At 54.0% G+C, this 25,022-nt stretch carries 20 protein-coding genes and 1 other RNA gene; 12 read left to right on the forward strand and 9 right to left on the reverse strand.

Going from position 1 to position 25,022, the window contains the following annotated elements; all coding sequences use genetic code 11:
• Positions 1-14: 14 nt before the first annotated feature.
• Positions 15-743, forward strand: a complete 729-nt coding sequence (gene phoU / locus R3196_RS04185) for a phosphate signaling complex protein PhoU (RefSeq protein WP_318935398.1) — start codon at positions 15-17, stop codon at positions 741-743.
• Positions 744-778: 35 nt separating this feature from the next.
• On the opposite strand, the gene serA is transcribed toward phoU, so the two are convergent.
• The 3 genes from serA to R3196_RS04200 are packed head-to-tail and all read right to left on the reverse strand — an operon-like array spanning position 779 to position 3,307.
• Complete coding sequence (gene serA, locus R3196_RS04190) at positions 779-2,020, reverse strand: phosphoglycerate dehydrogenase (RefSeq protein ID WP_318935399.1); 1,242 nt, start codon at positions 2,018-2,020, stop codon at positions 779-781.
• The gene (rpiA, locus tag R3196_RS04195; protein WP_318935400.1) at positions 2,017-2,679 is read right to left on the reverse strand and encodes a ribose-5-phosphate isomerase RpiA; all 663 of its coding nucleotides are present in this window, start codon (positions 2,677-2,679) and stop codon (positions 2,017-2,019) included. The genes serA and rpiA overlap by 4 nt, the downstream gene beginning before the upstream one ends.
• Positions 2,680-2,722: 43 nt before the next feature.
• Positions 2,723-3,307, reverse strand: a complete 585-nt coding sequence (locus R3196_RS04200) for a 5-formyltetrahydrofolate cyclo-ligase (RefSeq protein ID WP_318935401.1) — start codon at positions 3,305-3,307, stop codon at positions 2,723-2,725.
• A gap of 50 nt (positions 3,308-3,357) precedes the next feature.
• Here R3196_RS04200 and R3196_RS04205 point away from each other — a divergent pair, with 50 nt between their 5' ends.
• Complete coding sequence (locus R3196_RS04205; RefSeq protein ID WP_318935402.1) at positions 3,358-4,929, forward strand: amidohydrolase family protein; 1,572 nt, start codon at positions 3,358-3,360, stop codon at positions 4,927-4,929.
• A gap of 3 nt (positions 4,930-4,932) precedes the next feature.
• Here R3196_RS04205 and ssrS read toward each other — a convergent pair.
• Together ssrS and R3196_RS04215 are read right to left on the reverse strand one after the other, a co-directional pair.
• A non-coding RNA gene (gene ssrS / locus R3196_RS04210) (6S RNA) lies at positions 4,933-5,114 on the reverse strand.
• A 27-nt stretch (positions 5,115-5,141) separates the two neighbouring features.
• Positions 5,142-5,447: a cell division protein ZapA gene (locus tag R3196_RS04215; protein WP_318935403.1), complete on the reverse strand. Its 306-nt coding sequence runs from the start codon at positions 5,445-5,447 to the stop codon at positions 5,142-5,144.
• Between the two features lie 142 nt (positions 5,448-5,589).
• On the opposite strand from R3196_RS04215, the gene R3196_RS04220 reads away from it, so the two are divergent.
• The 4 genes from R3196_RS04220 to R3196_RS04235 are packed head-to-tail and all read left to right on the forward strand — an operon-like array spanning position 5,590 to position 9,884.
• Complete coding sequence (locus tag R3196_RS04220) at positions 5,590-6,177, forward strand: UPF0149 family protein (protein WP_318935404.1); 588 nt, start codon at positions 5,590-5,592, stop codon at positions 6,175-6,177.
• 40 nt (positions 6,178-6,217) lie between these two features.
• The gene (gene pepP / locus R3196_RS04225) at positions 6,218-7,537 is read left to right on the forward strand and encodes a Xaa-Pro aminopeptidase (RefSeq protein WP_318935405.1); all 1,320 of its coding nucleotides are present in this window, start codon (positions 6,218-6,220) and stop codon (positions 7,535-7,537) included.
• Positions 7,519-8,715, forward strand: a complete 1,197-nt coding sequence (gene ubiH / locus R3196_RS04230) for a 2-octaprenyl-6-methoxyphenyl hydroxylase (protein ID WP_318935406.1) — start codon at positions 7,519-7,521, stop codon at positions 8,713-8,715. The genes pepP and ubiH overlap by 19 nt, the downstream gene beginning before the upstream one ends.
• Before the next feature lie 5 nt (positions 8,716-8,720).
• Positions 8,721-9,884 (forward strand): UbiH/UbiF/VisC/COQ6 family ubiquinone biosynthesis hydroxylase, encoded by a 1,164-nt coding sequence (locus tag R3196_RS04235; protein WP_318935407.1) that lies wholly within the window; start codon positions 8,721-8,723, stop codon positions 9,882-9,884.
• Positions 9,885-9,907: 23 nt separating this feature from the next.
• Here R3196_RS04235 and R3196_RS04240 read toward each other — a convergent pair whose 3' ends face one another.
• The gene (locus tag R3196_RS04240) at positions 9,908-10,765 is read right to left on the reverse strand and encodes a LysR family transcriptional regulator (protein ID WP_318935408.1); all 858 of its coding nucleotides are present in this window, start codon (positions 10,763-10,765) and stop codon (positions 9,908-9,910) included.
• A gap of 175 nt (positions 10,766-10,940) precedes the next feature.
• Between R3196_RS04240 and gcvT the strand changes: the two genes are divergently transcribed.
• The 4 genes from gcvT (at position 10,941) to R3196_RS04260 (ending at position 17,803) form a co-directional block, all read left to right on the forward strand.
• On the forward strand, positions 10,941-12,023 hold the full coding sequence (gene gcvT / locus R3196_RS04245; protein WP_318935409.1) for a glycine cleavage system aminomethyltransferase GcvT: 1,083 nt from the start codon (positions 10,941-10,943) through the stop codon (positions 12,021-12,023).
• A gap of 60 nt (positions 12,024-12,083) precedes the next feature.
• On the forward strand, positions 12,084-12,473 hold the full coding sequence (gene gcvH / locus R3196_RS04250) for a glycine cleavage system protein GcvH (RefSeq protein ID WP_318935410.1): 390 nt from the start codon (positions 12,084-12,086) through the stop codon (positions 12,471-12,473).
• 95 nt (positions 12,474-12,568) lie between these two features.
• Positions 12,569-15,454 (forward strand): aminomethyl-transferring glycine dehydrogenase, encoded by a 2,886-nt coding sequence (gene gcvP / locus R3196_RS04255; protein ID WP_318935411.1) that lies wholly within the window; start codon positions 12,569-12,571, stop codon positions 15,452-15,454.
• A 138-nt stretch (positions 15,455-15,592) separates the two neighbouring features.
• Positions 15,593-17,803, forward strand: coding sequence for a putative bifunctional diguanylate cyclase/phosphodiesterase (locus R3196_RS04260; RefSeq protein WP_318935412.1), 2,211 nt, complete (start codon positions 15,593-15,595; stop codon positions 17,801-17,803).
• Here the strand turns inward: R3196_RS04260 and arsJ are convergent.
• The 3 genes from arsJ to R3196_RS04275 are packed head-to-tail and all read right to left on the reverse strand — an operon-like array spanning position 17,794 to position 20,404.
• The gene (arsJ, locus tag R3196_RS04265) at positions 17,794-18,999 is read right to left on the reverse strand and encodes an organoarsenical effux MFS transporter ArsJ (protein ID WP_318935413.1); all 1,206 of its coding nucleotides are present in this window, start codon (positions 18,997-18,999) and stop codon (positions 17,794-17,796) included. The genes R3196_RS04260 and arsJ overlap by 10 nt on opposite strands.
• A 3-nt stretch (positions 19,000-19,002) precedes the next feature.
• Positions 19,003-20,013: an ArsJ-associated glyceraldehyde-3-phosphate dehydrogenase gene (locus R3196_RS04270; RefSeq protein ID WP_318935414.1), complete on the reverse strand. Its 1,011-nt coding sequence runs from the start codon at positions 20,011-20,013 to the stop codon at positions 19,003-19,005.
• A 40-nt stretch (positions 20,014-20,053) separates the two neighbouring features.
• Positions 20,054-20,404 (reverse strand): metalloregulator ArsR/SmtB family transcription factor, encoded by a 351-nt coding sequence (locus tag R3196_RS04275; RefSeq protein ID WP_318935415.1) that lies wholly within the window; start codon positions 20,402-20,404, stop codon positions 20,054-20,056.
• Between the two features lie 210 nt (positions 20,405-20,614).
• Between R3196_RS04275 and R3196_RS04280 the strand changes: the two genes are divergently transcribed.
• Positions 20,615-22,126 (forward strand): S10 family serine carboxypeptidase-like protein, encoded by a 1,512-nt coding sequence (locus R3196_RS04280; RefSeq protein WP_318935416.1) that lies wholly within the window; start codon positions 20,615-20,617, stop codon positions 22,124-22,126.
• A 14-nt stretch (positions 22,127-22,140) separates the two neighbouring features.
• Positions 22,141-25,022 (forward strand): amidohydrolase (locus R3196_RS04285; RefSeq protein ID WP_318935417.1); only part of this gene is annotated, 2,882 nt, incomplete at its 3' end.

The following is a 25,022-nucleotide window of genomic DNA, read 5'->3' on the forward strand; positions in this document are numbered from 1 at the left end:
AGGAGCTTGCCGAGATGGATAAATTAAACATGAGCCGGCATATTTCCGGCAAATTTAATGAAGAACTGGAAGCGGTCCGTAATCAGGTACTGAATATGGGGGGGCTGGTTGAGCAACAGCTGCGGGATTCGCTGTACGCCATCGAAAAATCAGACCATGAGCTGGCAGAGAAGATTCTGCAGCGCGACTTCAGCATCAATGCGATGGAAGTGCAGATTGATGAAGCCTGCGTACAGATCATAGCTAAACGCCAGCCAGCAGCCAGCGACTTACGTCTGGTTATCGCGATCTTTAAAACCATTTCTGATCTTGAGCGTATCGGTGATGAAGCTGAGCGTATTGCGCGGGTGGCTCTTGAGAGCTTTAACAATGACCAGCAGCAATTCCTCGTCAGCCTTGAAAACCTCGGCCAGCAGGTGCTGTCGATGCTGCACAATGTGCTGGATGCTTTTGCCCGCATGGATCTCGACAGTGCTTATGAAGTGCATCAGATGGATGCGCAGGCCGACCGCCAGTACGAAGCGCTGACGCGCCAGTTGATGACCTACATGATGGAAGACCCGCGCGGTATTCCGAAGGTCATGAATGTGCTCTGGTCGGCACGCTCGCTGGAGCGTATCGGTGATCGTTGTCAGAACATTGCCGAATACATCATCTTCTTTGTGAAGGGTAAAGATGTGCGGCACGTTTCTGCTGAATCAATGGAACGCACCGTGAAAGGCCCCAGTACCGGAAAGAGCTAACCGGCAAGAGCTAACTGTGCCGGCAAGCGAGCCGTCTAATACAATACCCGGGCACGGATAGTGCCCGGTATCTCCCGAATTTTTGTCAACATCCGGTCCGCCTGATTTCCCTCAATCGGTGTATCTATATCGATCACTACATAACCTACTTCGCTGTCGGTCTGCAGATATTGTCCGGATACGTTGATATTGTCATCAGCCATGATCTGGTTCAGGCGGGTAAGCATACCTGGTCGGTTCTCGTGGATATGCAGTAACCGGCGCGAGCCAGCATGGGCTGGGAGCGAGACTTCGGGGAAGTTAACCGCTGATAGCGTAGAGCCATTATCCGAGTAATGAACCAGCTTACCGGCTACTTCGATCCCGATATTTTCCTGCGCTTCCTGGGTTGAGCCACCTACATGAGGCGTAAGAATGCAGTTGCTCAGCCCCTGCAGCGGTGACTCAAAGCGCTCATCATTACTACCGGGTTCGACCGGGAATACATCAATAGCGGCGCCGGCCAGATGGCCTGATTTAAGCGCTTCCGCCAGCGCTTCAATAACCACCACCGTGCCACGTGAGGCATTGATCAGAATACTTCTGGGTTTCATCCGGGCAATCTGTTCGGCTCCGATCAGCCACTGAGTCTGCGGCGTTTCGGGAACGTGCAGGCTAAGCACATCAGCCTGGCGGAGGAGTTCCTCCAGTGAGTGAACCTGTATCGCGTTGCCCAGCACCAGTTTATTTTCAATGTCGTAAAAGCGGACCTGCATACCCAGTTGCTCAGCCAGAATACTCAGCTGACTACCGATATGTCCGTAACCGATAATTCCAAGGATCTTGCCGCGCGCTTCATAGGATCCTTTGGCTGCCTTATCCCAGCCGCCCTGATGCGCGGCGGCATTTTTTTCGGGAATGCGGCGCAGCAACATAATGATTTCAGCCAGCACCAGCTCAGCAACGCTGCGGGTATTGGAAAAGGGCGCGTTAAAAACCACCACGCCGTGCTGGCGCGCAGCCTGCAGATCAACCTGGTTGGTGCCAATACAGAAACAACCAACCCCCGCCAGCTTTTGCGCGGCAGCGAATACCTTCGGAGTAAGCTGGGTGCGCGAGCGGATACCCAGAAAATGAACATCTTTGATGCGCTCACAAAGTTCATCTTCATCCAGCGCGGTCTTTACCAGCTCAATATTGGTATAGCCGCGCTGCCTGAATACCTGAACAGCGCTGTCATGCACCCCTTCAAGTAAGAGGATCTGAATACGATCTTTTGCTAGCGATACTATACTCATTCGACGGTTTTGACTCCATCAGGGGTGGCAATAAGGGCAATATCCGCTTTACGGTCAGCGAATAAACCATTGGTCACGACACCAACAATATTATTCAGTTGTTGCTCTAATTGCACGGGGTCAAGGATATCTAAGTTGTGAATATCCAGTATCAGGTTGCCGTTATCGGTAACAAAGCCCTGTCGCCATTCGGGATCCCCACCCAGTTTAACAATCTGGCGGGCAACATAGGAGCGGGCCATAGGTATAACTTCAACGGGCAAGGGGAACTGGCCTAGCCGGCCGACCTGTTTACTCTCATCAACAATACAGATAAATTTATCGGCAACGGCCGCGACGATTTTTTCACGGGTCAGGGCACCGCCGCCGCCTTTAATCATGCGCAGGTGCTCGTCAATTTCATCAGCACCATCAATATAAACCGGTAACTCACCAACGTGGTTAAGTTCAAGTACCTCAATGCCGTGGGACTTCAGGCGTTCGGTGGAGGCTTCAGAGCTGGATACGGCACCTTCAATGTCGTCTTTCATCGACGCCAGCGCATCAATAAAAAGGTTTACGGTTGAGCCGCTGCCGATACCGACTACTGAGCCGGGTTTGACATATTTGAGAGCAGCTTGCGCTACTTGTTTTTTAAGGTCGTCCTGAGAGGTTGTCATAGCTGTATCCCTGGTAAAAACGTGGGTCTATAACTATACAGCTTCAGGGGCGGAAGTCCCACACTTTCGCAGGCGTGATCACCATAGGTAAGGGAACATCCCAGGCAGCGCAGGGAATGGCGTCGGCGCGCTGCAGATCATAGGCCAGTCCGATAGGCAGCAACCCGGGGTACTTACCTTTGCGCCAGCTTGCCAGGGTGCGGTCGTAGTAGCCGCCGCCCATACCCAGACGATTACCCATAGTGTCGAAGCCCACCAGAGGAACCAGCAGAATCTGGATCTGTTGTAACGGGATGATATCAGGGCAGCGTAGCGCGGGTTCACCGATGCCGAAGCGGTTGGCACTCCAGATGGTGCGCTCGTGCTGACGTAAAAACAGCAGGTGGCCCGGAACGACCGGGTGCAAGACCGGTAAGGCGAGCCGATGATTTTGCGCCAGCTCAAGATTCAGCGCGTGAGTAGGGAGTTCAGCACGAATACTGTGATAACTGCCAACGGTTTCGGCGTGTTGGAGCTCGGGTAGTGCCAGCAATCGGTCACCGAGATCCGCCGCTGCACGCTCACGCTCGGCGGCGCTGAGCCGTTCACGCTGGCGCAGAAGGTGCTCACGTAATTGCTGTCGGTTCACGGCACTGCTATCCTTGGTTAATTCTTACTCTGATAAAAGCGTGTTATATCATGATGATTCGGTTACTGACTACGATTTCTCTTGTGGCGACTTTGCTGGCCGGACTCTCGGCTGCACTCGCTGCGCCCCCGAAAGCTCCGCCCCGGGCAGATCAGGGCGACGGGCCCTATACCCGGCTGATTTTGCGTGGCGGTACCTTAATTAACGGCGAGGGCGCTCCACCCATCGGGCCGGTTGATATCATCATTGAAAAGGATCGCATTGTCCAGGTAGTCAGCGTCGGGCATCCCGGCGTGCCGGTAATTGAGCAGGGGCGTCCGAAGGCTCAGCCCGGTGACCAGGAACTGGATGTCAGCGGTAAGTACATTTTGCCAGGCTTCGTCGATATGCATGGCCATATTGGTGGTTCGGCTGACGGGATCCCGGCTGAATATGTGCTCAAGTTGTGGTTGGCTCATGGCATTACCACAGTGCGTGAACCAGGCAGTTTTAACGGGCTGGACTGGGTTAAATGGCACGTGGAACGTGCCGAAAAGAATACCATCGTTTCGCCCCGTATCGTTCCTTACGCGGGCTTTGGCATGAATGCAGAGGAGCCGATCTTTACTGCCGAGCAAGCGCGCATCTGGGTGCGTGATATTAAGCGTCAGGGCGCGGCCGGCATTAAGTTTTTCGGTGCTACTCCGCGGGTTATCGAAGCAGCCCTCGACGAAGCCCATCGCCAACGGCTGGGCACCATGATGCATCATGCTCAGTTAAACGTCACACGGACCAACGTGATTGACTCGGCCCGGCTGGGCCTTGGTACGATGGAACACTGGTATGGGCTTCCCGAAGCGCTATTTACCGATCAGGTGATTCAGGACTACCCGGCGGATTACAACTATAACAACGAGCAGGATCGCTTCAGCGAAGCCGGTCGGCTTTGGCAGCAGGCGGCTGAACCGGGTTCCGAAAAATGGCAGCAAGTGCGGGATGAACTGATCAGCCTCGACTTCACCATCAACCCGACCCTGACCATCTATGAAGCCAGCCGCGATCTGATGCGTGAGCGCCAGGCTATCTGGCACGAGGACTACACGCTACCGCAACTGTGGGATTTCTTCACGCCCAGCCGTTATGCCCATGGCTCTTACTGGTTTGACTGGACTACCGATGATGAAGTGGCCTGGCGCCAGAATTATCAGAAATGGATGACCTTTCTTAATGATTACAAGAACCACGGCGGGCGAGTAACCACAGGCTCAGACGCTGGCTATATCTATAAAATTTACGGATTTGGGTTTATACGTGAACTCGAATTACTGCGAGAGGCCGGATTTAACAACCTCGAGGTCATTCAGGCGGCCACCTTAAACGGTGCCGAAGCTCTGGGCCTGGAAAGCGACATCGGTAGCATAGTGCCGGGCAAAAAAGCTGACATGCTGATTGTCGATGAAAACCCTATGGGTAACTTCAAGGTCCTGTATGGCACGGGGCACTACAAGTTGAACGCGAACAACGAGCCGATGCGCACCAAAGGTATTCGGTACACCATCAAAGATGGCATCGTTTATGATGCGCAGGAGTTACTGGAAGACGTTCGTGAGCTGGTGCGTGAGGCTAAAGCCTCAGCGAAATAAGGGTGATTGCCCGGGATGCCGCTGCGTGCCGTAGCCCTTGAACCCACTGGTTCAAGGCGGGGCGCAAATCACGACCGTAGGCTTCTCGATACATGTCGAGCTTGCACAATAGCCGCTCAGTGAGCCCCTTTACTGATGACATCGGCTCAGGGACATAGGCGTGCTGGCGCACATCCCAGGCAATCATAATGTGGTCGGATTACGAGCTGAAGTTAGCGGCGCGGCCGCTGTTCGCTCATGACTTGTTCCAGGGTTTCCTGCAACAGCTTGATTTTATCTTCGAGCTCAGTAATCCGCTCTTGTTGTGCTAATGCGGTTTGCGTCGTTTCGTGACAAAGATTAAGCGCCGCCATCACCGCAATTTGTTCCGGATGCGTAAGCCGGGTACCGCTGCGGATCTGTTCCAGCTTACTATTAAGTTTGTCCGCCGCTTGCTGCAGAGCAACTTCTTGTCCGGCCGGGCAGTTTACCGTATACAGGCGATCAATTAACTTGATGTCGATGGTGCGCTGACTCATGCCGGATCCTTGTTAGTCACGAATTCAAATTCGTCTATAGTATGACATGTTCAGCGGGGGTTTGTCAGCTAGCCTGGCGCACTGCGCAGTGATAGGATAGCGAAGATAATTTGCGATAATAATCCAGCACAAGAGATTTACTATGTCTGATACGGATGGTTCAGAAAACAACTTGCACTCTTATGATCGTCTGACAGAGTTTTTTACCCAACAGGGAATTCTTTCAAATGCTGCCGAGGTGCACGGTATTCTGTCGGGGATGGTAGCCGGCGGCGCCAGCCTGAAGGGCGACGACTGGCTGTTATTACTCAGCGATCTGCTGAACGAAGGGCAGCAATTGCCGCCGGCGGTGCGAGAAAAGCTTGAAGAAATGGCGAACGATATCACGGTCGGTATGAGTGATCCGGATCTCAGTTTCCAGTTAGTTCTGCCGGGTGACCATGAACCTCTGTACGAGCGTTTGCAGGCATTAATTGCCTGGGATCAGTCCTTTCTGGTTGGCTTCGGCGTGAACCAGACCAACCTGGCGGGACTGTCGGCTGATTTGCGCGAGGCTATCGACGATATGGTCGAGATTGCCAAGCTCGACTTCTCCATTGACGACGAAGAAGATGCTGAGCGCGCCTATTTTGAAATTGTTGAATACCTGCGGATTTCGGCTGTGCTCTGTTTCACCGAGCTTGGCCAGAACCCTGATGGCGGCTGCAAAACCAATAAAACACTACATTAATCCTCTGTTCATAAATCCCACGGTATAGGTGTCTGTAAAGATGTCGAAACTTCGTTCTGAATACCAGTCACGCCGCCAGCAGATCCTTGACTTCCTGCGGCAGCAGCCGGAACCGGCCATCGCCATTATTCCGTCTGCGCAGCTCGCCACCCGCAGCCGCGACACGGAATATCCGTTCCGGCAAGACAGCGACTTTTATTATCTGACCGGTTTTAATGAGCCGGACGCGTTACTGGTGCTGCTGCCGGATCACGACGAGCCGGTACAGTTGTTTTGTCAGCCCAGCGACCCTCGCGCCGAAGTCTGGCATGGCCGCCGGCTAGGTGTCGATCGGGCGCCACAGGAGTTGGGTGTGGATGGTGCCTACTCAATCGAGGATGCCGATGAACACTTGTTTGCTTTATTGAACGGCGTGCATAGCGTGTATACCCCCCATGACAAACCTGACCTGACGACCATGCTACATGAGCTTGCGGCTGAGCTGCGGCGTACCCCGAAAAAAGGCGATCGGGCGCCGCAGGCATGGCATGACCTGGCCCCGACCCTGGCGCAAATGCGCTTAGTTAAAAGTGAGGTTGAACTTGAGCTGATGCGCCGAGCTGCCGCTATTAGTGTGGACGCCCACAAGCGGGCGATGCGCTGTACCCGCCCCGGCGCTTATGAATACCAGGTAGCCGCTGAAATTCACCATGAGTTTGCGCTGCAGGGCGCGGCCGGACCGGCCTACGGCACCATTTGCGGTAGCGGTGAGAACGCCTGCATATTGCATTACACCGAGAACAGCAGCCAGTTGCAGGATGGTGATTTACTGCTGATTGATGCCGGCGCTGAGTTTCAGGGCTATGCCGCGGATATTACCCGCACCTTCCCCGTTAATGGCCGCTTCACTGAATCGCAACGGGCGCTGTATGAAGTGGTACTTGCCGCGCAGGAAGCAGCGCTGACGACCATTAAACCCGGTAGTAACCTGCCCGCCGCTCAGGAAGCAGCCGCCCGCGCTATTACGCAGGGCCTGCTGGATCTGGGAATCCTGACCGGCAGCTTCAAGCAGCACTGGGAGCAAACCAGCTACCGGAAGTTCTTTATTCATGGTCTGGGCCATTGGCTGGGTCTCGACGTACACGATGTCGGAACCTACGACGTTGCCGGTAAAAAACAGAAGTTTGCGCCAGGAATGGTGCTGACCGTTGAGCCGGGCATTTATATACCCCCGGGCATGGCCGATGTCGATGAACGCTGGCATGGCATTGGAATTCGGATTGAAGACGATGTCATCGTCACTGCTGACGGGTACGAAAATCTGACCGGCGGCGTACCTAAAACCGTGGCTGAGATAGAACAATGGATGCAGCAAAAGTAACCCCGGTAGTGATTGCCGGCGGCGGCCTGGTTGGCGCGCTAAGCGCATTACTGATCGCCCGCCATCGACCAGATTGGCAGATTAAAATACTTGAACCACAGCCCTCAGGGCCGGTTCAGGACGGACGCACTATTGCGCTGGCTGCCGGTACGGTCGGCCTGCTGGAGCGCGAAGGGATCTGGTCGCAACTGAGTAAAACGGCGTACCCTATCGAGCATATTCATGTCAGTGATCGCGGCTATGCTGGTGTTACCCGACTGCACGCAGAGGAACACCAGGTGCCGGCGCTGGGCCAGGTAATTGCTGCAGCTGATTTAAATCTGGCACTATATGACGCCTGCCAGGCACAGAATAATATTGACTGGGTCGCCGGTGCCCGCTTTAGCGAAATCAAGGCAGGCCGCCAAAGCAGCGAAATTATTTACCAGCAAAACGCAGGCGAGCATAGTTTATTTGCACGCTTGCTGGTCGGCGCTGATGGTCAGCGCTCGCGGGTACGCGAAGCCTTAAATATAGAGACTGATCAAAGCGACTATCAGCAGGAAGGGATAATCACCACCTTAACCTTATCGCAGCCGATGGCGGGCTGGGCGTACGAGCGCTTTACCGAACACGGGCCGGTTGCGCTGCTGCCGCTTAGCGAGTATCAGGCATCATTAGTATGGAGCCTGCCGCCGGCAGCGGCTGAAGAAGTGCGACACAGCAGCGATGCTGAATTCCTGCGCCGTTGTCAGCGGGCATTCGGTTATCGTGCCGGACGCTTTACCGCCGTGGGCGAACGGCTGCAGTTTCCGTTACGCATGCAACTGGCAAAGAATAATGTCGCCCACCGCGCGCTGCTTATTGGCAATGCTTCCCATGCGCTGCACCCGATTGCCGGCCAGGGCTTCAACCTGGGCGTGCGCGACGCCATTGTATTGAGTGAAGTGCTGCGGCACTGCGATGATCCTGGCAGCTATCGGGTACTGAACAATTACTGGCAGCATCGCGAGGCGGATTATAAACGCGTGATCGGTCTGACCGATCTGCTGGTGCGGGGGTTTTCGAATACCTTCATACCCCTGACCTTGTGCCGCAACCTGGCGTTGTTGGGGCTGGATATTCTGCCTCCGCTGCAACAGCAGTTCGCCCGCCAGACCATGGGCTATGTAGACCAGTTAAAACCGGTGACGGAGTAGCTGCAATGAGCAAAGCAGGACAGAACTTTATTATTACCGGCGCTGGCATGATGGGTCTGAGTATGGCGCTGGGGTTGCGGCAGCAAGGGCATCAGGTGGATCTTATTGAGCAGGGCGAGCGCCCCGACTACAGCGACGCGCCTGAGCTACGGGTCAGCGCGCTGGCGCACCGCAGCCGTGACTTGTTGCAGCAACTGGGCGTGTGGAAGACGTTGCCTGGAGCGCGCCTTGGACCCTATACCGGAATGGAGGTATGGGATCGTGACAGCTTCGGGCGCATCCAGTTTGATGCCGCTGAAGTCCATCAGGATAACCTCGGTGCTATTGTCGAAAATGCTGTGCTGGAACAGACACTGTGGGATGCGGCAGAGGCGGCCGGTGTGCGCCTTAGCCCCGGTACCACAGTAAGCGCCCAGCAACTGGATGACAATGGCGTTCGGGTGAGCTTATCCGATGGCCGGCAACTGCAGGCAGATTACCTTATTGCCGCCGATGGGGCGCGCTCACAGACCCGCGAGCGGGCGCAGTTACCGCTTACTTTCTGGGACTACGAGCAGCAAGGCATAGTCGCAGTAATAAATACCGTGCAGCCTCATGGCGGTGTCGCCAGACAGGTCTTTATGCCGGAAGGCCCTCTGGCTTTCCTGCCGCTGGCTGATCCGCAGCAGGTATCAATTGTCTGGTCGGCTGATAATGAGCGGGCAGAACAACTAAAAGCCATGTCCGAAGACGATTTTTGTAAGCAGTTGCAAGCCGCCAGCGACCATTGCCTCGGTAAACTGCAACTGGCCTCGCCCCGGGCGAGCTTTCCGTTACGTATGCATTACGCTCAGCGCTGGCTGCAGCAGCGGCTGATTGTGATTGGCGATGCTGCCCATAGTATCCACCCGCTGGCGGGGCAGGGGGCCAACCTTGGTTTTGCCGATGTAGCTGCACTACTCAGAGTGTTTAGCGACACTATCGGCGACGATCGGCAACGCGCACTGCGAAGCTGGGAGCGGGAACGTAAAGCGGCCGCAGTGGTGATGATTGCCGCAATGGAAAGTTTTAAACGTGGCTTTGGTACCAGCCAGCCGCTGATCAAAATGGCGCGGGGCCTTGGCCTGCAACTGGCGCACCGGTTGTCGTCGCTGAAGCAACGGCTGATCCACGCCGCGCTCGGGCAGTAAGCGCCCGGCAATGAAAACAGCCGCTACAGGCGCTCGCTGATAAACCGCGCCAGTTGTCCCGCCGCCTGATTATCCTGGCTTGCCAGCTGCATCACCACACTAACCTCACCCAGCTCGGGTAGTTCTGTCAGCCGCGCCAGGTTGGTCGGTACTGTACTGGCGGCGAGTACAGTAATACCCAAGCCACTCTCGATGGCGGCGGTGAGACCGGAAAAATCGGCATTGGTATAGCTGATCCGTATAGGTCGGCCCATGGTTCGCATCGCGGCGACCGCGCGGCGCCGGTAAATACAGCCTTCCGGCGCGGCGACCAGCGACAGGCTAGCCTGAGGGCTTAGCGACAGGTCAGCCATGGCGCTAATGCCGGGCCCGACCCACACCAGCGGCTCTTGCTTGAGAACGACCAGATTGCTGTTGGATGCTTTGTGATCGGGTTCAGTGAGTGCCACCACCAGATCAAAATTAGAGTTGTCGTCGCGCAACAGATCTCTGCTCAGAGCCGAGGTTACCGCCAGAGTTACGTTGGGATAAGCCTGGGCAAACTGACCGACCACCTGGGGCAGCAACTTGCTGGCAAACTCACTGGGAATGCCCAGACGCACCCGGCCCGAGAGTGACGATTCGGTAAAGCGTACCAGGATCTGATCGTTGAGGTTGAGCAACTGGCGCGCGGCATCAATCAGCTCACTGCCTGACTGAGTCAGCTGAATTCGACCGCCGGTGCGGTGAATCAACTGGCGGCCTAATTGTTCTTCCAGGCGCTGAACCTGTAAACTAATGGCCGGTTGCGAACGACCCAACTGCTGACCTGCTGCGGTATAGCTCTGCAGCTCGTAAACACTGATAAAAGCGCGTAGCGCGTCGAGTGACAAATGTTGCATGGTAGCGACCCCGGCATCCCGCTAATTACGGATGCAATAAGTAAAGACAATAAAAATTATATCACTATTAAATAAATTAATTTATTTATAAGCATTATTCATTTGTTGCGATGCTCTGAGAGTTTTATAATTCGCACCTATTTTATGAACGAACAAAGCACAGGACACCCTGAGTATGGCGAACCGCACACCTTTGTACGACGCACACATTCAAGCAGGCGCGAAGATGGTCGACTTCTATGGCTGGAAAATGCCACTGAACTACGGCTCGCAAATTGAAGAACACCACGCTGTGCGCAGTGACTCCGGAATCTTCGACGTATCACACATGACCATCGTCGATGTGCAGGGCAAGCAGGCGAAAGACTTTCTGCGCTATATGCTCGCTAATGATGTCGCCAAACTGTCGATACCGGGTAAAGCCCAATACAGCAGCATGCTCAACGAGCAGGGTGGGGTTATTGATGATCTCATCGTCTATTATTTTACTGACGAGTCGTACCGCCTGGTGGTCAACTCAGCGACGCGGGAACGCGATCTGAACTGGATCCAATCGGTTGCTGCTGATTTTGATGTGGAAGTAACTGAACGTTCTGAATTCGCCATGCTGGCGCTGCAAGGACCAAAAGCTGCGGAGAAATTAAAACTGTTGCTCGGCGATAAAGCATTTGCCGATGTCGTCAACATGAAGCCGTTTATGTCTGAGCAGGTTGGTGATCTTTTTATCGCCACCACGGGATATACCGGTGAGAAAGGCTATGAAATTATTGTTCCGGCAGACCAGGCGGAAGGCTTGTGGCAGGAACTGCTCAACCTGGGTGTCCAGCCAAGTGGCCTTGGTGCGCGGGATACCCTGCGTCTGGAAGCGGGCATGAACCTGTACGGCCAGGATATGAATGAAAATGTAACCCCGCTGGAAGCGAACATGGGCTGGAGTGTCGCCTTTGAACCGGCCGACCGTGACTTTATCGGCCGCGCCGCGCTGGAGCAGCAAAAAGCCACGGACCACAACAAGCTGGTCGGGCTGGTAATGAAAGAAAAAGGTGTACTGCGTCACGGCCAGAAAGTGGTCGTTAACGGCGAAGAAGGGGTGATTACGTCAGGAACCTTCTCGCCGACATTGGGCTTCTCGATCGCCATGGCTCGGGTACCAGCGTCAGTGGGCGATACCGCTGAGGTGGAAATCCGGGGAAAATTAGTTACAGTTAGCGTAGTGAAACCAAGTTTTGTGCGTAATGGTAAATCGGTGTTGGCGTAAGCTAACCCTGGCCGGCATGCTGTCAGAATAATATTTAAAACTTATTGAAAGGAACAGAACATGAGCACTATCCCTAAAGAACTTAAGTACACTGCGACGCACGAGTGGGTACGTAACGAAGGTGACGGTATTTACACTATAGGCCTGACCGAGCACGCACAGGACTTGCTGGGCGATATGGTTTTTGTCGAGCTGCCGGAAGTTGGCTCTAACGTTGATACCGGTGATGACATCGCGGTTGCCGAATCAGTCAAGGCTGCTTCTGACGTATATGCTCCTATTACCGGCGAAATCGTTGAAATCAACGAAGAGCTGGAGAACTCGCCGGAGAGCGTCAACAGTGACCCATATGGCGATGGTTGGTTGTTTAAGATCAAGGCGACTGACCCAAGTGAATTAGACGGTTTGCTGGATGCAGAAGCATACGAAGCCGTTATTGAAGAAGAGTAAGTTTTAAAAGCAAATACACTAACCCCGGTTCTTAACGCCGGGGTTTTGTGTTTCAAGTGATCTCTATCCACCCGAACCCAGGGGACCAGAAGTACATGACGACCACAACACTTAAGCAGTTAGAAAATCACGGAGAATTCATCGCCCGCCACATTGGCCCAAGCGCCGATGAGCAGGCCGCTATGCTCGAAGAGCTTGGCGTCGGGTCGCTGGAAGAGCTGACCCACGATACGGTGCCGGGCGCGATTCGTCGCGAGCCTTTTTTGCAGGTCGGTGAGCCTTTAAACGAGCGTGAAGCCCTGGCCAGGTTGCGGACCATCGCGAAGAAAAACCAGGTGCTGACTTCTTATATCGGTATGGGTTATTACGACACCCTGGTGCCGAACGTGATTCTGCGTAATGTGTTGGAAAATCCGGGTTGGTACACGGCTTACACGCCTTATCAGCCGGAAATTGCTCAGGGTCGTTTAGAAGCAATTCTGAACTTCCAGCAAATGACCATGGACCTCACCGGTCTGGATCTGGCCAGTGCGTCGTTGCTGGACGAAGCAACTGCCGCAGCTGAAGCCATGGCGATGGCCAAGCGTGTCAGTAAGAGCAAGTCGAATGTATTTTTTGTCGCTGATAACGTATTTCCACAAACCATAGATGTAGTAAAAACCCGCGCTGAAATGTTCGGCTTTGAAGTGGTGGTCGCGCCGGCCCGTCAGGTTGTTGATCACGACGTGTTCGGCACGTTATTGCAGTATCCGGACCGTCAGGGCGAGATACATAATATCGAACAACTGATTGCTGCGGTGCAGCAGCAGAACGGCGTGGTTGCTGTGGCTGCCGATATCATGAGCCTGGTATTGCTGAAAGCGCCGGGCGAAATGGGCGCAGATATCGTATTGGGTTCAGCTCAGCGCTTTGGCGTGCCAATGGGCTACGGTGGCCCCCATGCCGCCTTCTTTGCAACCCGCGACAAGTACAAGCGCTCATTGCCGGGCCGCATTATCGGTGTATCTAAAGATACCCGCGGTAACGTGGCGCTGCGGATGGCGATGCAGACCCGTGAGCAACATATCCGCCGCGAGAAAGCGAACTCGAACATCTGTACCGCCCAGGTACTGCTGGCGAACATGGCTTCCTTCTACGCCGTCTACCATGGTCCGCAAGGGCTGCGTACCATTGCTTCGCGCATCCACCGCCTGACCGATATCGTGGCACTTGGTTTGCGTGATCAGGGCGTGCAGTTGATTAACAGCCACTGGTTCGACACCCTGACCTTTGCTTATGAAGGAAACGCTGACGATCTGCAGCGCCGAGCGGTCGACGCGGGTCTGAATCTGCGGGTTGATGGCAATGGCGTGTTTGGTGTGAGTTTAGATGAAGCCAAAACCCGTGCGGATATCGAAGTACTCTTTGAAGTTATTCTGGGTGCTGATCATGGCCTGGATATCGAAACCCTTGACAGCCGAATAGCAGCCGGCGAAGTCGAATCGATTCCCGCCGACCTGGTTCGCCAGAGCGACATCCTGACCCATCCGGTATTTAACAGCTATCACTCAGAAACTGAGATGCTGCGTTATATCAAGCAGTTGGAAAATAAAGATCTGTCGCTGAACCACAGCATGATCTCGTTAGGCTCATGTACCATGAAGCTCAACGCTACAGCCGAAATGATCCCGGTCACCTGGCCTGAATTCGGTCAGCTGCACCCATTCTGTCCGGCCGATCAGGCAGCCGGCTACGGTGAACTGCTGACCACCCTGTCTGAATGGCTGATTGACATCACCGGCTATGACAATATGTCGTTGCAGCCGAACTCGGGTGCCCAGGGCGAGTACGCTGGCCTTCTGGCCATTCAGAAGTATCATGCCAGCCGCGGCGAAGCCCATCGTAACATCTGCTTAATTCCAAGTTCAGCTCATGGCACTAACCCGGCCACAGCGCAGATGATGGGCATGAACGTGGTGGTGGTTGATTGTGATAAGAACGGTAACGTTGATCTGAATGATCTGAAAGCCAAAGCGACCGAAGCCGGTGATAACTTATCCTGTATCATGGTCACCTACCCGTCAACGCATGGTGTGTACGAAGAAGGCATCCGTACTATTTGTGACACCATTCACGAGTTTGGCGGTCAGGTTTACCTGGATGGCGCCAATATGAACGCTCAGGTTGGCGTGACCTCGCCAGGCTACGTAGGCGCTGATGTATCGCACCTGAACCTGCACAAAACCTTCTGCATTCCGCATGGCGGCGGCGGTCCGGGCATGGGTCCAATCGGTGTGAAAAAGCACCTGGCGCCGTTCCTGCCAAACCACACCGTGGTGCCGATTCATGGTACGGGCCTGGATAATGGCGCGGTGGCGGCGGCTCCTTTCGGTAGCGCCAGCATTCTGCCGATCTCCTGGATGTATATCGCCATGATGGGTAGCCCGGGACTGCGTGAAGCAACCGAAGTTGCGATTATGAACGCGAACTACATCGCCAAAAAGCTGAGCGATCACTATCCAATCCTCTATAAAGGCCGTAACGCCCGCGTAGCTCACGAATGTATCGTTGATCTGCGGCCACTGAAAGACGCCGCCGGCGTGACTGAAGTGGACGTGGCCAAACGCCTGCAGGATTATGGTTTCCACTCGCCGACCATGAGTTTCCCGGTGGCTGGCACCCTGATGGTGGAGCCGACTGAATCAGAGTCCAAAGCCGAACTGGACCGGTTCATCGAGGCGATGATTGCAATCCGTGAAGAAGCCCGCAAAGTCGAAAACGGTGAATGGCCGCAGGATAACAACCCGCTGCACCACGCTCCGCATACGCTGGCTGACTTAGTTGACAGTAACTGGGACCGCCCTTACAACCGCGAAACCGGCGCCTATCCGGTAGCTGCGGTGAAGGTGAATAAGTTCTGGCCGAGCGTGAACCGTATCGACGACGTCTACGGCGACCGTAACCTGATGTGTAGCTGCCCGGCGACAGACCTTTACCGGTAATGCTGGCACAGCTTAGTTATAAAAAAGCGGGCCCGGCCCGCTTTTTTTTGCGGCAAGAAAAAACTTGACCCTTTGCGCTTTAGGTATATGTTAAATGTTAAACGGATAAATAAACTAGTTTACAAGTTAGGGCGGATAATGGCGTTGAATAGCAAAGGAGCAATACAAGTTGATGCGGAAGCCGCTTTTCATCGACTTGCCGGTAACCTCATCCACAGCGGCTCACCGCAATTCTTTGCCAAATTGGCCGAACTGCTGGCCCAGATACTGTCTGTAGATCACGTCCTTATTGCTGAAACTTGCCCAGACGACTCGGGCTATGCCCGCTCGCTGGCAAACTACTCGATGGGCAGGCATGTTGCGGATGTTCGTTATTTATTGCACGGGACCCCGTGCGAGATGGTCGTGCGCGGCGATTTTTGTAGCTACCCTGAAGGTGTACGTAAGCGCTTTCCCGATGATCATCTGTTACAGGAAACCGCAGCGGAGAGCTACCTTGGCGTATCGCTGCGGGATCGCGATGGTAATCAACTGGGGTTGCTGGCGATAATGCATAATACCCCCAGCGATTTTTCTGCCACCGCCGCCGAGGTGGTGCGCATTGCCGCTGCCCAGGCTGCTGCCCATTTAGCCCAGGCGCATACCGAACAGAGTTTGCGGGAAAGCGAAAGGCGATTGTCGACGTTGATGAGCAATCTGCCGGGTGTCGCCTATCGGTGCAAGAACGACGGGCGGTGGACCATGGAGTTTATGAGCTGCGGCGCTGAAAAGCTTACCGGCTACCGGGTTGAACAATTACTTAATAACAAGGATCGCTCCTACTTCGATATTATTGTTCCGGAAGATAGGCAAGAACTGAGGCAACAGCTGGTCGACTCCCAGCGCAAAACGGGCGCGTTTGAAATCACTTATCGAATTGTGCACGCCAACGGAGAACAGCGCTGGGTTTCGGAGCAAGGTCAAGTCATTAGCGGCGAAGAGAGCCAAAGCTCATACATTGAGGGCTTTATCGAAGACATCACCGAGCGCCATTTACAGCATGAGAAAATTAGTAAACTTGCGTACCAGGATACGGTCACCGATTTGCCTAACCGTTTTGCGTTTTTAGAAAAGCTCAATGAGTTCTATCACGATGCAGCAGCCAATAATCAGCGGGTGGCATTGCTGGTCCTTGATTTGCAGCGCTTCAAAGAAATTAACGATCTGCAGGGCTTCCATATCGGCGACATACTACTTCGGAAAGTTGCCGAACGGTTGCAGGCGATAACCGGGCCTGATGAATATCTGGCCCGGTTTGCCGGTGATGAATTCGCACTGGTGGTAAGCGATTACCAACCAGGCAAACAAGCTGCTATCGTAAAACGTCTGCGACAGGCACTGACACCGCCGTTCAGCATTAACGACAGTGAATTCAGACTGCGGGCAACTGTGGGCGTGGCTTGCTCAGACAATTCAAGTTCCGCCGAAAGTCTCTTGCAGGCGGCGAGTATAGCGATGCATCAGGCCAAGCTGATGAATTCGGATTTGTGCCTCTATGACGAGGCTTTAGCCAGCCAGTTAGTTAAGCGTCAGTACCAGACCGAGCGTTTTATAGAGGCAATTCACAACGATGGTCTGGCCATTTACTTTCAGCCTCAGATTGATTTGCATACGGGAGCTCTTGTCGGCGCTGAAGTACTGTGTCGCTGGCGCGATGATGAATTGGGTTCGGTGCCGCCGGATGTCTTTATCGGTATTGCGCGGGAACAGGGACTACTGGAAAAACTCGGCGATATGGTGATGCAACTGAGCTGTCAGCAAATAAGAGACTGGCAACAGCAGTTCGGCGACGTTGTCGGGATGTCGCTTAATCTGGCTGTGCAGCAGTTTAATAATCCCCAACTGGCTGAGAGGTTCGTCGAATTACGGGGGGATATCCCGTCTAATTTACTGACCCTGGAAATCACCGAAAGCGATTTAATGGTGGACGCCGAGGAGGCCGCTCGTATTACTAAAGAGCTGGCGGATGAGGGCTTCCGGCTGGCGATAGATGATTTCGGCACGGGCTATTCGTCGTTGGCGTATTTGCAGCGCTTCGCTATTGATTTTCTGAAAATCGATATGTCGTTTGTGCAGAACATGCATGAAGATAAGAATAGTGAAGCGATTGTCTCCACCATTATTGCCATGGCGAAAAGTCTTGGTATGCGCACCATCGCTGAGGGTGTCGAGACGGCGGAGCAGGTACGCATTTTGAAGGCGGCCGGCTGTGACTTTGCGCAGGGCTTTTATTTTGACCGGCCCATGACTGGTGAGCGGTTTGCCGAGAAATGGCTGAAGCCAGAGACGAAACACGTTGTTCAGGCATAATTGCCATCAGTCCCGCGCGGTAGCGCGAGCGCCAGTAGCGCAGCAATTAGTATAAATAGCGCCGATATAGCCAGACAGGCCGTCAGGCCATAGGCCTGGTAAACCCAGCCTGACAAGATAGTCCCCAGCAGACGGCCACCAGCATTGGCCATGTAATAAAAGCCGACATCAAGTGAAACTCCGTCGCCGCGCGCATAACTGACAATCAGATAACTGTGCAAGGCCGAGTTTATAGCAAACACAAAACCGAACACCAATAGCCCCACGACCAGCACCGTTGCTGATGGTAACTGCCAGTAAAGCCCGCTAATGATCAACAGCGGCGTTACTACCAGCGCCAGCCCCCACCCGAAAGCGTTGTGCGTGCGGGTGAACCGGGGCGCGACGCTTTGTACCGCACCGTAGCCGATAACCCATAGCGCCATAAAGCCGCCGATGCGCCAGTGATCCCAGTTGAGTTGGGTGCTCAGGTAAACCGGCAGCGCCACCACAAACCAGATATCGCGGGCGGCGAACAGGAACAGCCTGGCGGCAGACAGTACGTTGATGGCGAGGCTTTTGGACAGAATTTCGCGGAATCTGGGCTTAAATTTAGCTTTGCCCAGGTCGGCTGCCAGGCGCCAGAGACTGAACAACCATACCGCCAGCAGCGCCAATGCCATAAGCAGAATAGCGCCCTTGAAACCAATTAGCGAGAGCAACAAGGCACCGAGGAAAAAACCGATGCCTTTCAGGGCATTTTTAGAGCCGGTGAGAATAGCGACCCACCGGTAAAGCTGCCCCTGTGCGTCGGCAGGAATTAACGTTTTTATCGCGCTTTTCGCGCTCATTTTGTTCAGGTCTTTCGCGATACCCGATAGCGCTTGGGCGATCATTACCCAGATCACAGTCAGCAATTCAGCCGGTACCAGCAGCATACTCAGGGCAATAATCTGCAGGCCAAGACCCATATTCATGGTGCGGTTCAGGCCGATACGCGCGCCCAGCCAGCCACCAACCAGGTTCGTGACCACGCCAAAAACTTCGTAAAACAGAAACAGCATCGCAATACTGAGTGGGCTGTACCCCAGTTGATGGAAGTACAGCACCACCAGCATCCGCAGGGCGCCGTCGGTAAGGGTAAACGCCCAGTAGTTACCTGTAATGAGTAAATACTGGCGCACCGGTGCGCTCAGATTGCGAAGTGTCGCGAGCATTTACTAATCTGCCTTGCCAACCAGCGCTGCCAGTTCCACGGTGCGGTTGGCGTAGCCCCACTCGTTATCGTACCAGGCGTAGATTTTTACGTGGGTGTCGTTGACCACCATGGTTGACAGCGCATCAACGATGCTCGACCGGGGATCCGTTTTGTAATCAATGGACACCAGTGGCTGCTCTTCATAGCCAAGGATACCTTTGAGTTCTCCCTCAGCGGCCGCTTTGAAAAAGCCATTCACTTCTTCTGCAGTGGTTGCGCGTTGGACCTCAAATACACAGTCGGTCAGTGACGCGTTTGCCAGCGGCACCCGCACCGCGTGCCCGTTCAGCTTGCCTTTAAGCTCGGGAAAAATTGTGGTGATTGCCGTTGCCGACCCGGTAGTAGTTGGGATCAGGCTCATACCGCAGGCCCGCGCCCGACGCAGATCCTTGTGGGCAGCATCGAGAATAGTCTGGGTATTGGTTAAATCATGAATAGTAGTCATGGAGCCATGTTTGATACCCAGCTTCTCATTGATAACCTTAACCACCGGTGCCAGGCAGTTGGTGGTACAGGAGGCCGCGGTAACAATCCGGTGCTGCGTGGGATCAAAGTCGCTGTCGTTAACGCCCAGCACAATGTTAGGCACGCCTTCATCTTTTACGGGGGCTGACACCACCACGCGTTTGACGCCCTGATCCAGATAGTCCTGCAGCAGCCCGGTGGTTTTAATTTTGCCGCTGGCTTCAATAATCAGGTCACAGTCGGACCAGTCGGTATCGTTGATCTCTTTATTCTGGCTGAACGCGAGTGAGCGTTTGCCAATGGCAATAAAGCGGCCCTCTTCACTGGCTGTGGCGTGATGATCCCAACGGCCATGGACCGAATCAAAATTCAGCAAATGAGCAAAAGTAACGGCGTCGCCAGCCGGGTCGTTAACCCGCACAAACTCCAGTTCCGGATGGTTCCAGCCAGCGCGCAGGGCCAACCGGCCAATACGCCCTAAACCGTTAATTCCAACTTTAATCGTCATCGCTTCTCTCCTGTGCAATTCTCGGTGCAATTCAAATCGTTTACGCCGGGCAACATGAGCTGCCGCGTTGCGGGCGTTCACCCATGCGCTGCAGGTTCATAAGGCACGGTTGCAGGTAGCTGTCATGTTCGCGGGATAACAGATCGAGCATTTCACTAACCCAGTGCGGCAAATCCGGATGTAGCTGATAGAAAACCCAGATCCCCTCGCGGCGGTCTTTCAGCAGACCGCAGGCGCGAAGTAGCGCCAGGTGACGGGATATTTTTGGCTGGCTTTCATCAAGCGCCGTAGTCAGTTCACATACACAAAGCTCGGTTTCGCGCTGTATCAGCAGCAAACAGCGCAGGCGCGTGTCGTCAGCCAGGCATTTAAAGAGTACGACAGGATCCATGCTTTCAACCTATATGGAATTTCATATATATGCTAATCCATATGTATTGAAAGTCAATGTTGTTTTGCTTCTAATGCGGTTATGCTGGGTTCGGATAACGACATAGCCCGTTAATTGGTTAATTGATCTCAAGGGCTCTTGAGCTTTGCGGCTGAGTCCCTTTAAATGGTCTCATTGTAAAAACAGTAGGTGACTATAATGATAAATACTATGCGTACTTGGATTCTTGCTGGTTTACTGGCGTCAGTCAGTGTTACCAGCGTCGCTCAGGATCTGCCTGAAGCCAAGATTAACCCCGATCAGGTGGTGGTAACCGAGCACCGTGCTGACATAAATGGTGAGCGCTTTAAATATACCGCCACTACCGGCACTCAGCCGGTATTTAACGAAGAAGGCGATGCTATCGCTGCCTTATACTTTACCTATTACCAGCGCCAGGACGTAAAAAATCCTGAGAATCGTCCGTTACTCATTTCTTTCAATGGCGGCCCGGGCTCAGCATCAGTCTGGATGCACATCGCCTATACCGGCCCAAAATCGCTGCGGGTTGATGACGAAGGCTTCCCGATCATGCCTTACGGCGTGAAAGACAACCCTCACTCAGTGCTGGATGTAGCCGATATCGTATTTGTGAACCCAGTCAACACCGGCTATTCCCGCGTACTGCCATTTAAAGATGGCAAGCTGCCGTCACGCGAAGAGCAGCAGAAGTTATTCTTTGGCGTAAATGCTGACGTGAAATACCTGGCTGACTGGGTAAATACCTTTGTTACCCGCAATAATCGCTGGCGCTCGCCGAAGTACCTGATTGGTGAAAGCTATGGCACTACCCGTGTATCGGGGCTGGCGCTGGAACTGCAGAACCGTCAGTGGATGTACTTGAATGGCGTTATTCTGGTTTCCCCGACTGATATTGGCCTGGAACGTGAAGGCCCGGTAAAAGCCGCGAACCGCCTGCCATACTTTGCCGCTGCTGCCTGGTACCACAAAGCATTGCCGTCGGATCTGCAGGATAAAGATCTGCTGGACGTGTTAGAAGAAGTTGAAGCATACACCATGGACACCTATCTGCCGGCGCTGGCAAAAGGTGCGTTGCTGAACGGCGCTGAGCGCGAGCGTATTGCGGGCCAGGTGGCTTACTACTCAGGTCTGGATAAGACCACAGTCATGCGTTCCAACCTGGAAATTGAAACCTCGTTCTTCTGGAAAGAGCTGCTGCGCGAGCGTGGCCACACCATCGGCCGCCTGGATTCCCGTTATCTGGGAATTGACGCCAAAGACGTTGGCGCTCGTCCGGATTACAACGCTGAACTGACTTCGTGGTTACACTCATTCACGCCAGCGATTAACTACTATCTGCGTGAAGAACTGAACTACAAAACTGACCTGAAATACAACATGTTTGGTCCGGTACATCCGTGGGATCGCACTAACAATAATACCGGCCGCAACCTGCGTCAGGCGATGGCACAAAACCCCTACCTGCATGTGCTGATCCAGTCGGGTTACTTTGACGGCGCTACCAACTATTTCGATGGCAAATACAATATGTGGCACCTGGACCCAAGCGGAAAAATGAGTCACCGCATCGGTTTTAAAGGCTATCGCAGCGGCCACATGATGTATCTGCGCGCTGAAGATCTGAAGTTATCGAATCAGGATCTGCGTGAATTCATTCTGAAATCTCTCCCAGCCGAAGGCGAAGCGGCCAAATATAAATAAACAGGCGATATAAGATGAAAAAATTAACCGCATTAGCTTTATCAATCGGAGTGGCACTTGCCGCTCCGGCTTTTGCTCAGGATAAATCTGAGTGGGACGTCAGTGCACCGCAAGGCGAGTTTAAAGACATCCAGATCAATACCAATGAAGGTACCTGGATGAACGTCGACATGAGCCCTGACGGCCAATATATTGTGTTTGACATGCTGGGTGATATCTATCGGATCCCAGCAAAAGGTGGCGACGCTGAACTGCTGGTTGGTGGCATTGCCTGGCATATGCAGCCGGTGTATTCACCTGATGGCAAGTCCATTGCTTATACCTCGGACGCCAACGGCGGCGACAATATCTGGATCATGGATGCCGATGGCAGTAATCCACGGGCAGTCACCAATGAAACCTTCCGCTTGCTGAACAGCCCGGCCTGGAGTCCCGACGGTGAGTTTCTGGTCGCCCGTAAGCATTTTACCGCGCGCCGCTCGCTGGGTGCCGGCGAAGTCTGGATGTACCATCGTAGCGGTGGCAGTGGTGTGATGCTGACGGAACGCCCCAACGATCAGAAAGATCTGGGCGAACCGGCGTTTTCACCCGATGGCCGTTACATCTATTTCTCCCAGGATGATACCCCGGGCAAAACCTTCCACTACAGCAAAGACTCGCTGGAAGGTATCTATGAAATTAAACGCTTTGACCGCGAAACGGGCGAGATCGATGTGATTCTGGCTGGCGCCGGCGGTGCTATTCGCCCGACGCCGTCACCGGACGGTAAATACCTGGCCTATGTGAAGCGCGAAGACTTCAACAGCGTGTTGTATCTTTATGACCTGGAATCAGGTGAAAAGCGCCGGTTGTACACGCAGCTGGATCGCGATATGCAGGAAACCTGGGCAATTCATGGCGTCTATCCGACCATGGACTGGACTCCGGATAGCCAGAACCTGGTGTTCTGGGCCGATGGTAAAATCATGCAGCTGGATATCACTGATCGTAATGCCAAAGTGATCCCATTCAGCGTCAGCACCACCAAAAAGGTTCAGCAAGCGCTGCGCTTTGAGCAGAACCTGGACCAAGATCGCTTCAAAGTGAAGATGTTACGGATGGTGCAGGTTGCGCCAGATGGCTCTGAAGTGGTTTATGAAGCGCTCGGTAAGCTCTATGTCCGCAGTTTGCCTGATGGTACGCCGAAGCGTCTGACCAACCGCGAGGGTACCTGGGAGCTGTATCCAACCTATTCCCGTGATGGCAGCAAACTGGCCTATGCCACCTGGGATGATCAGGCTCAGGGTAGTCTGGTCGTGCGCGATCTGAAATCTGGCCAGGAGCAGATTATCAATACCGGCACCGGCAAGTTTATCGAGCCGGTATTCAGCCCGGATGGTAATAGCCTGGTGTACCGCAAAATTCGCGGGGGGTATATCACTCCTGACACTTATGGTCTGGAGCCAGGTATTTACCATGTTGGGCTGCAGCGTGGGGCCAAGCCCACCCTAATCAGCGAGCGTGGCTATCAGCCACAGTTCGGCGCCCGTAGCGACCGGGTTTATCTGATGGACTCGGGCGCGGCGCAAGAATTGTTCTCGGTTAATACCACCACCCGCGAACAACGCACGCTTTATACCTCAGAGCATGCCACTGAATTCCGGGTTGCTCCTGATGGCAGTCACCTGGCTTTCGCTGAGCGTTTCAAAGTATTTGTCACGCCCTTCGTAGAACGTGGGGCGCCAATCAAAATCAGCCCAACCGACAAGCAGTTCCCGGTACAGCAACTGTCAGCCCGGGCCGGCGAGAATATTTCCTGGACCGCAGATGGCTCGGCGCTATACTGGTCGCTTGGACCTGAGCTCTATCACAGCTCAGTGGCCGGTATGTTTGATATCAAGGCCGACGATGCTGCTTTTGAGCAGGTGTCTGATGGCCTGGATATCAGTTTTGAAGCCGATGCCAATATCCATGATGAGGCAGTCGCTTTCGTTGGCGGCCAGGTAATCACCATGGAAGGCGAAGAAGTGATCGAGCAGGGCACCGTTATTGTGCGCGGCAACAAGATCATTGCCGTTGGCGCGAAAGCAGACGTCACCGTTCCGGCTGATGCGGTGGTTATCGACACCACCGGCAAAACTGTGATGCCGGGCCTGTTCGATGGTCACGCACACGGTCCGCAGGGCGATAATGAGATTATCCCTGAGCAGAACTGGAAAACATACGCCACGCTGAGCTTCGGTGTAACCTCGATCCACGATCCGTCCAACGACACCACGGAAATTTTTGCGGCCAGCGAGCTACAAAAAGCCGGACTGATTAACGCGCCGCGGACGTTCTCGACCGGTACCATTCTGTATGGTGCAAATGGTCCAGGTTATACCTCACATGTGGATAGCCTTGATGATGCTAAATTCCATCTGGAGCGGCTGAAGAAAATTGGTGCCTTCTCGGTGAAGAGCTATAACCAGCCACGCCGTAATCAGCGTCAGCAGGTGGTGCAGGCCGGTCGAGAGCTCGAGATGATGGTAGTACCTGAAGGCGGTTCATTACTGCAGCACAACCTGAGCATGATTGCCGATGGCCATACTACGATTGAGCACTCCATTCCGGTTGCCAAAATCTATGACGATATTGAGCAGTTCTGGAGTCAGACCGAAGTTGCCTACACGCCAACACTGGGTGTGGCTTATGGCGGTATCTGGGGTGAGAACTACTGGTATGCTGAAACGGACGTCTGGAAACATCCAAAGCTGAGCAAATTTGTTCCGCAGGATGCCCTGGTGGCTTCCGTACGCCGGGAGAAAGCGCCCCATGACCACTACAACCACTTTAACAACGCCGATGTGGCGAAAAAGCTACTTGATGAAGGCGTTACAGTGGTTGCCGGTGCGCATGGACAGCGCGAAGGCCTGGC

The organism is Pseudidiomarina sp., assembly GCF_033722695.1.
In the GTDB taxonomy this organism is placed as follows: Bacteria; Pseudomonadota; Gammaproteobacteria; order Enterobacterales; family Alteromonadaceae; genus Pseudidiomarina.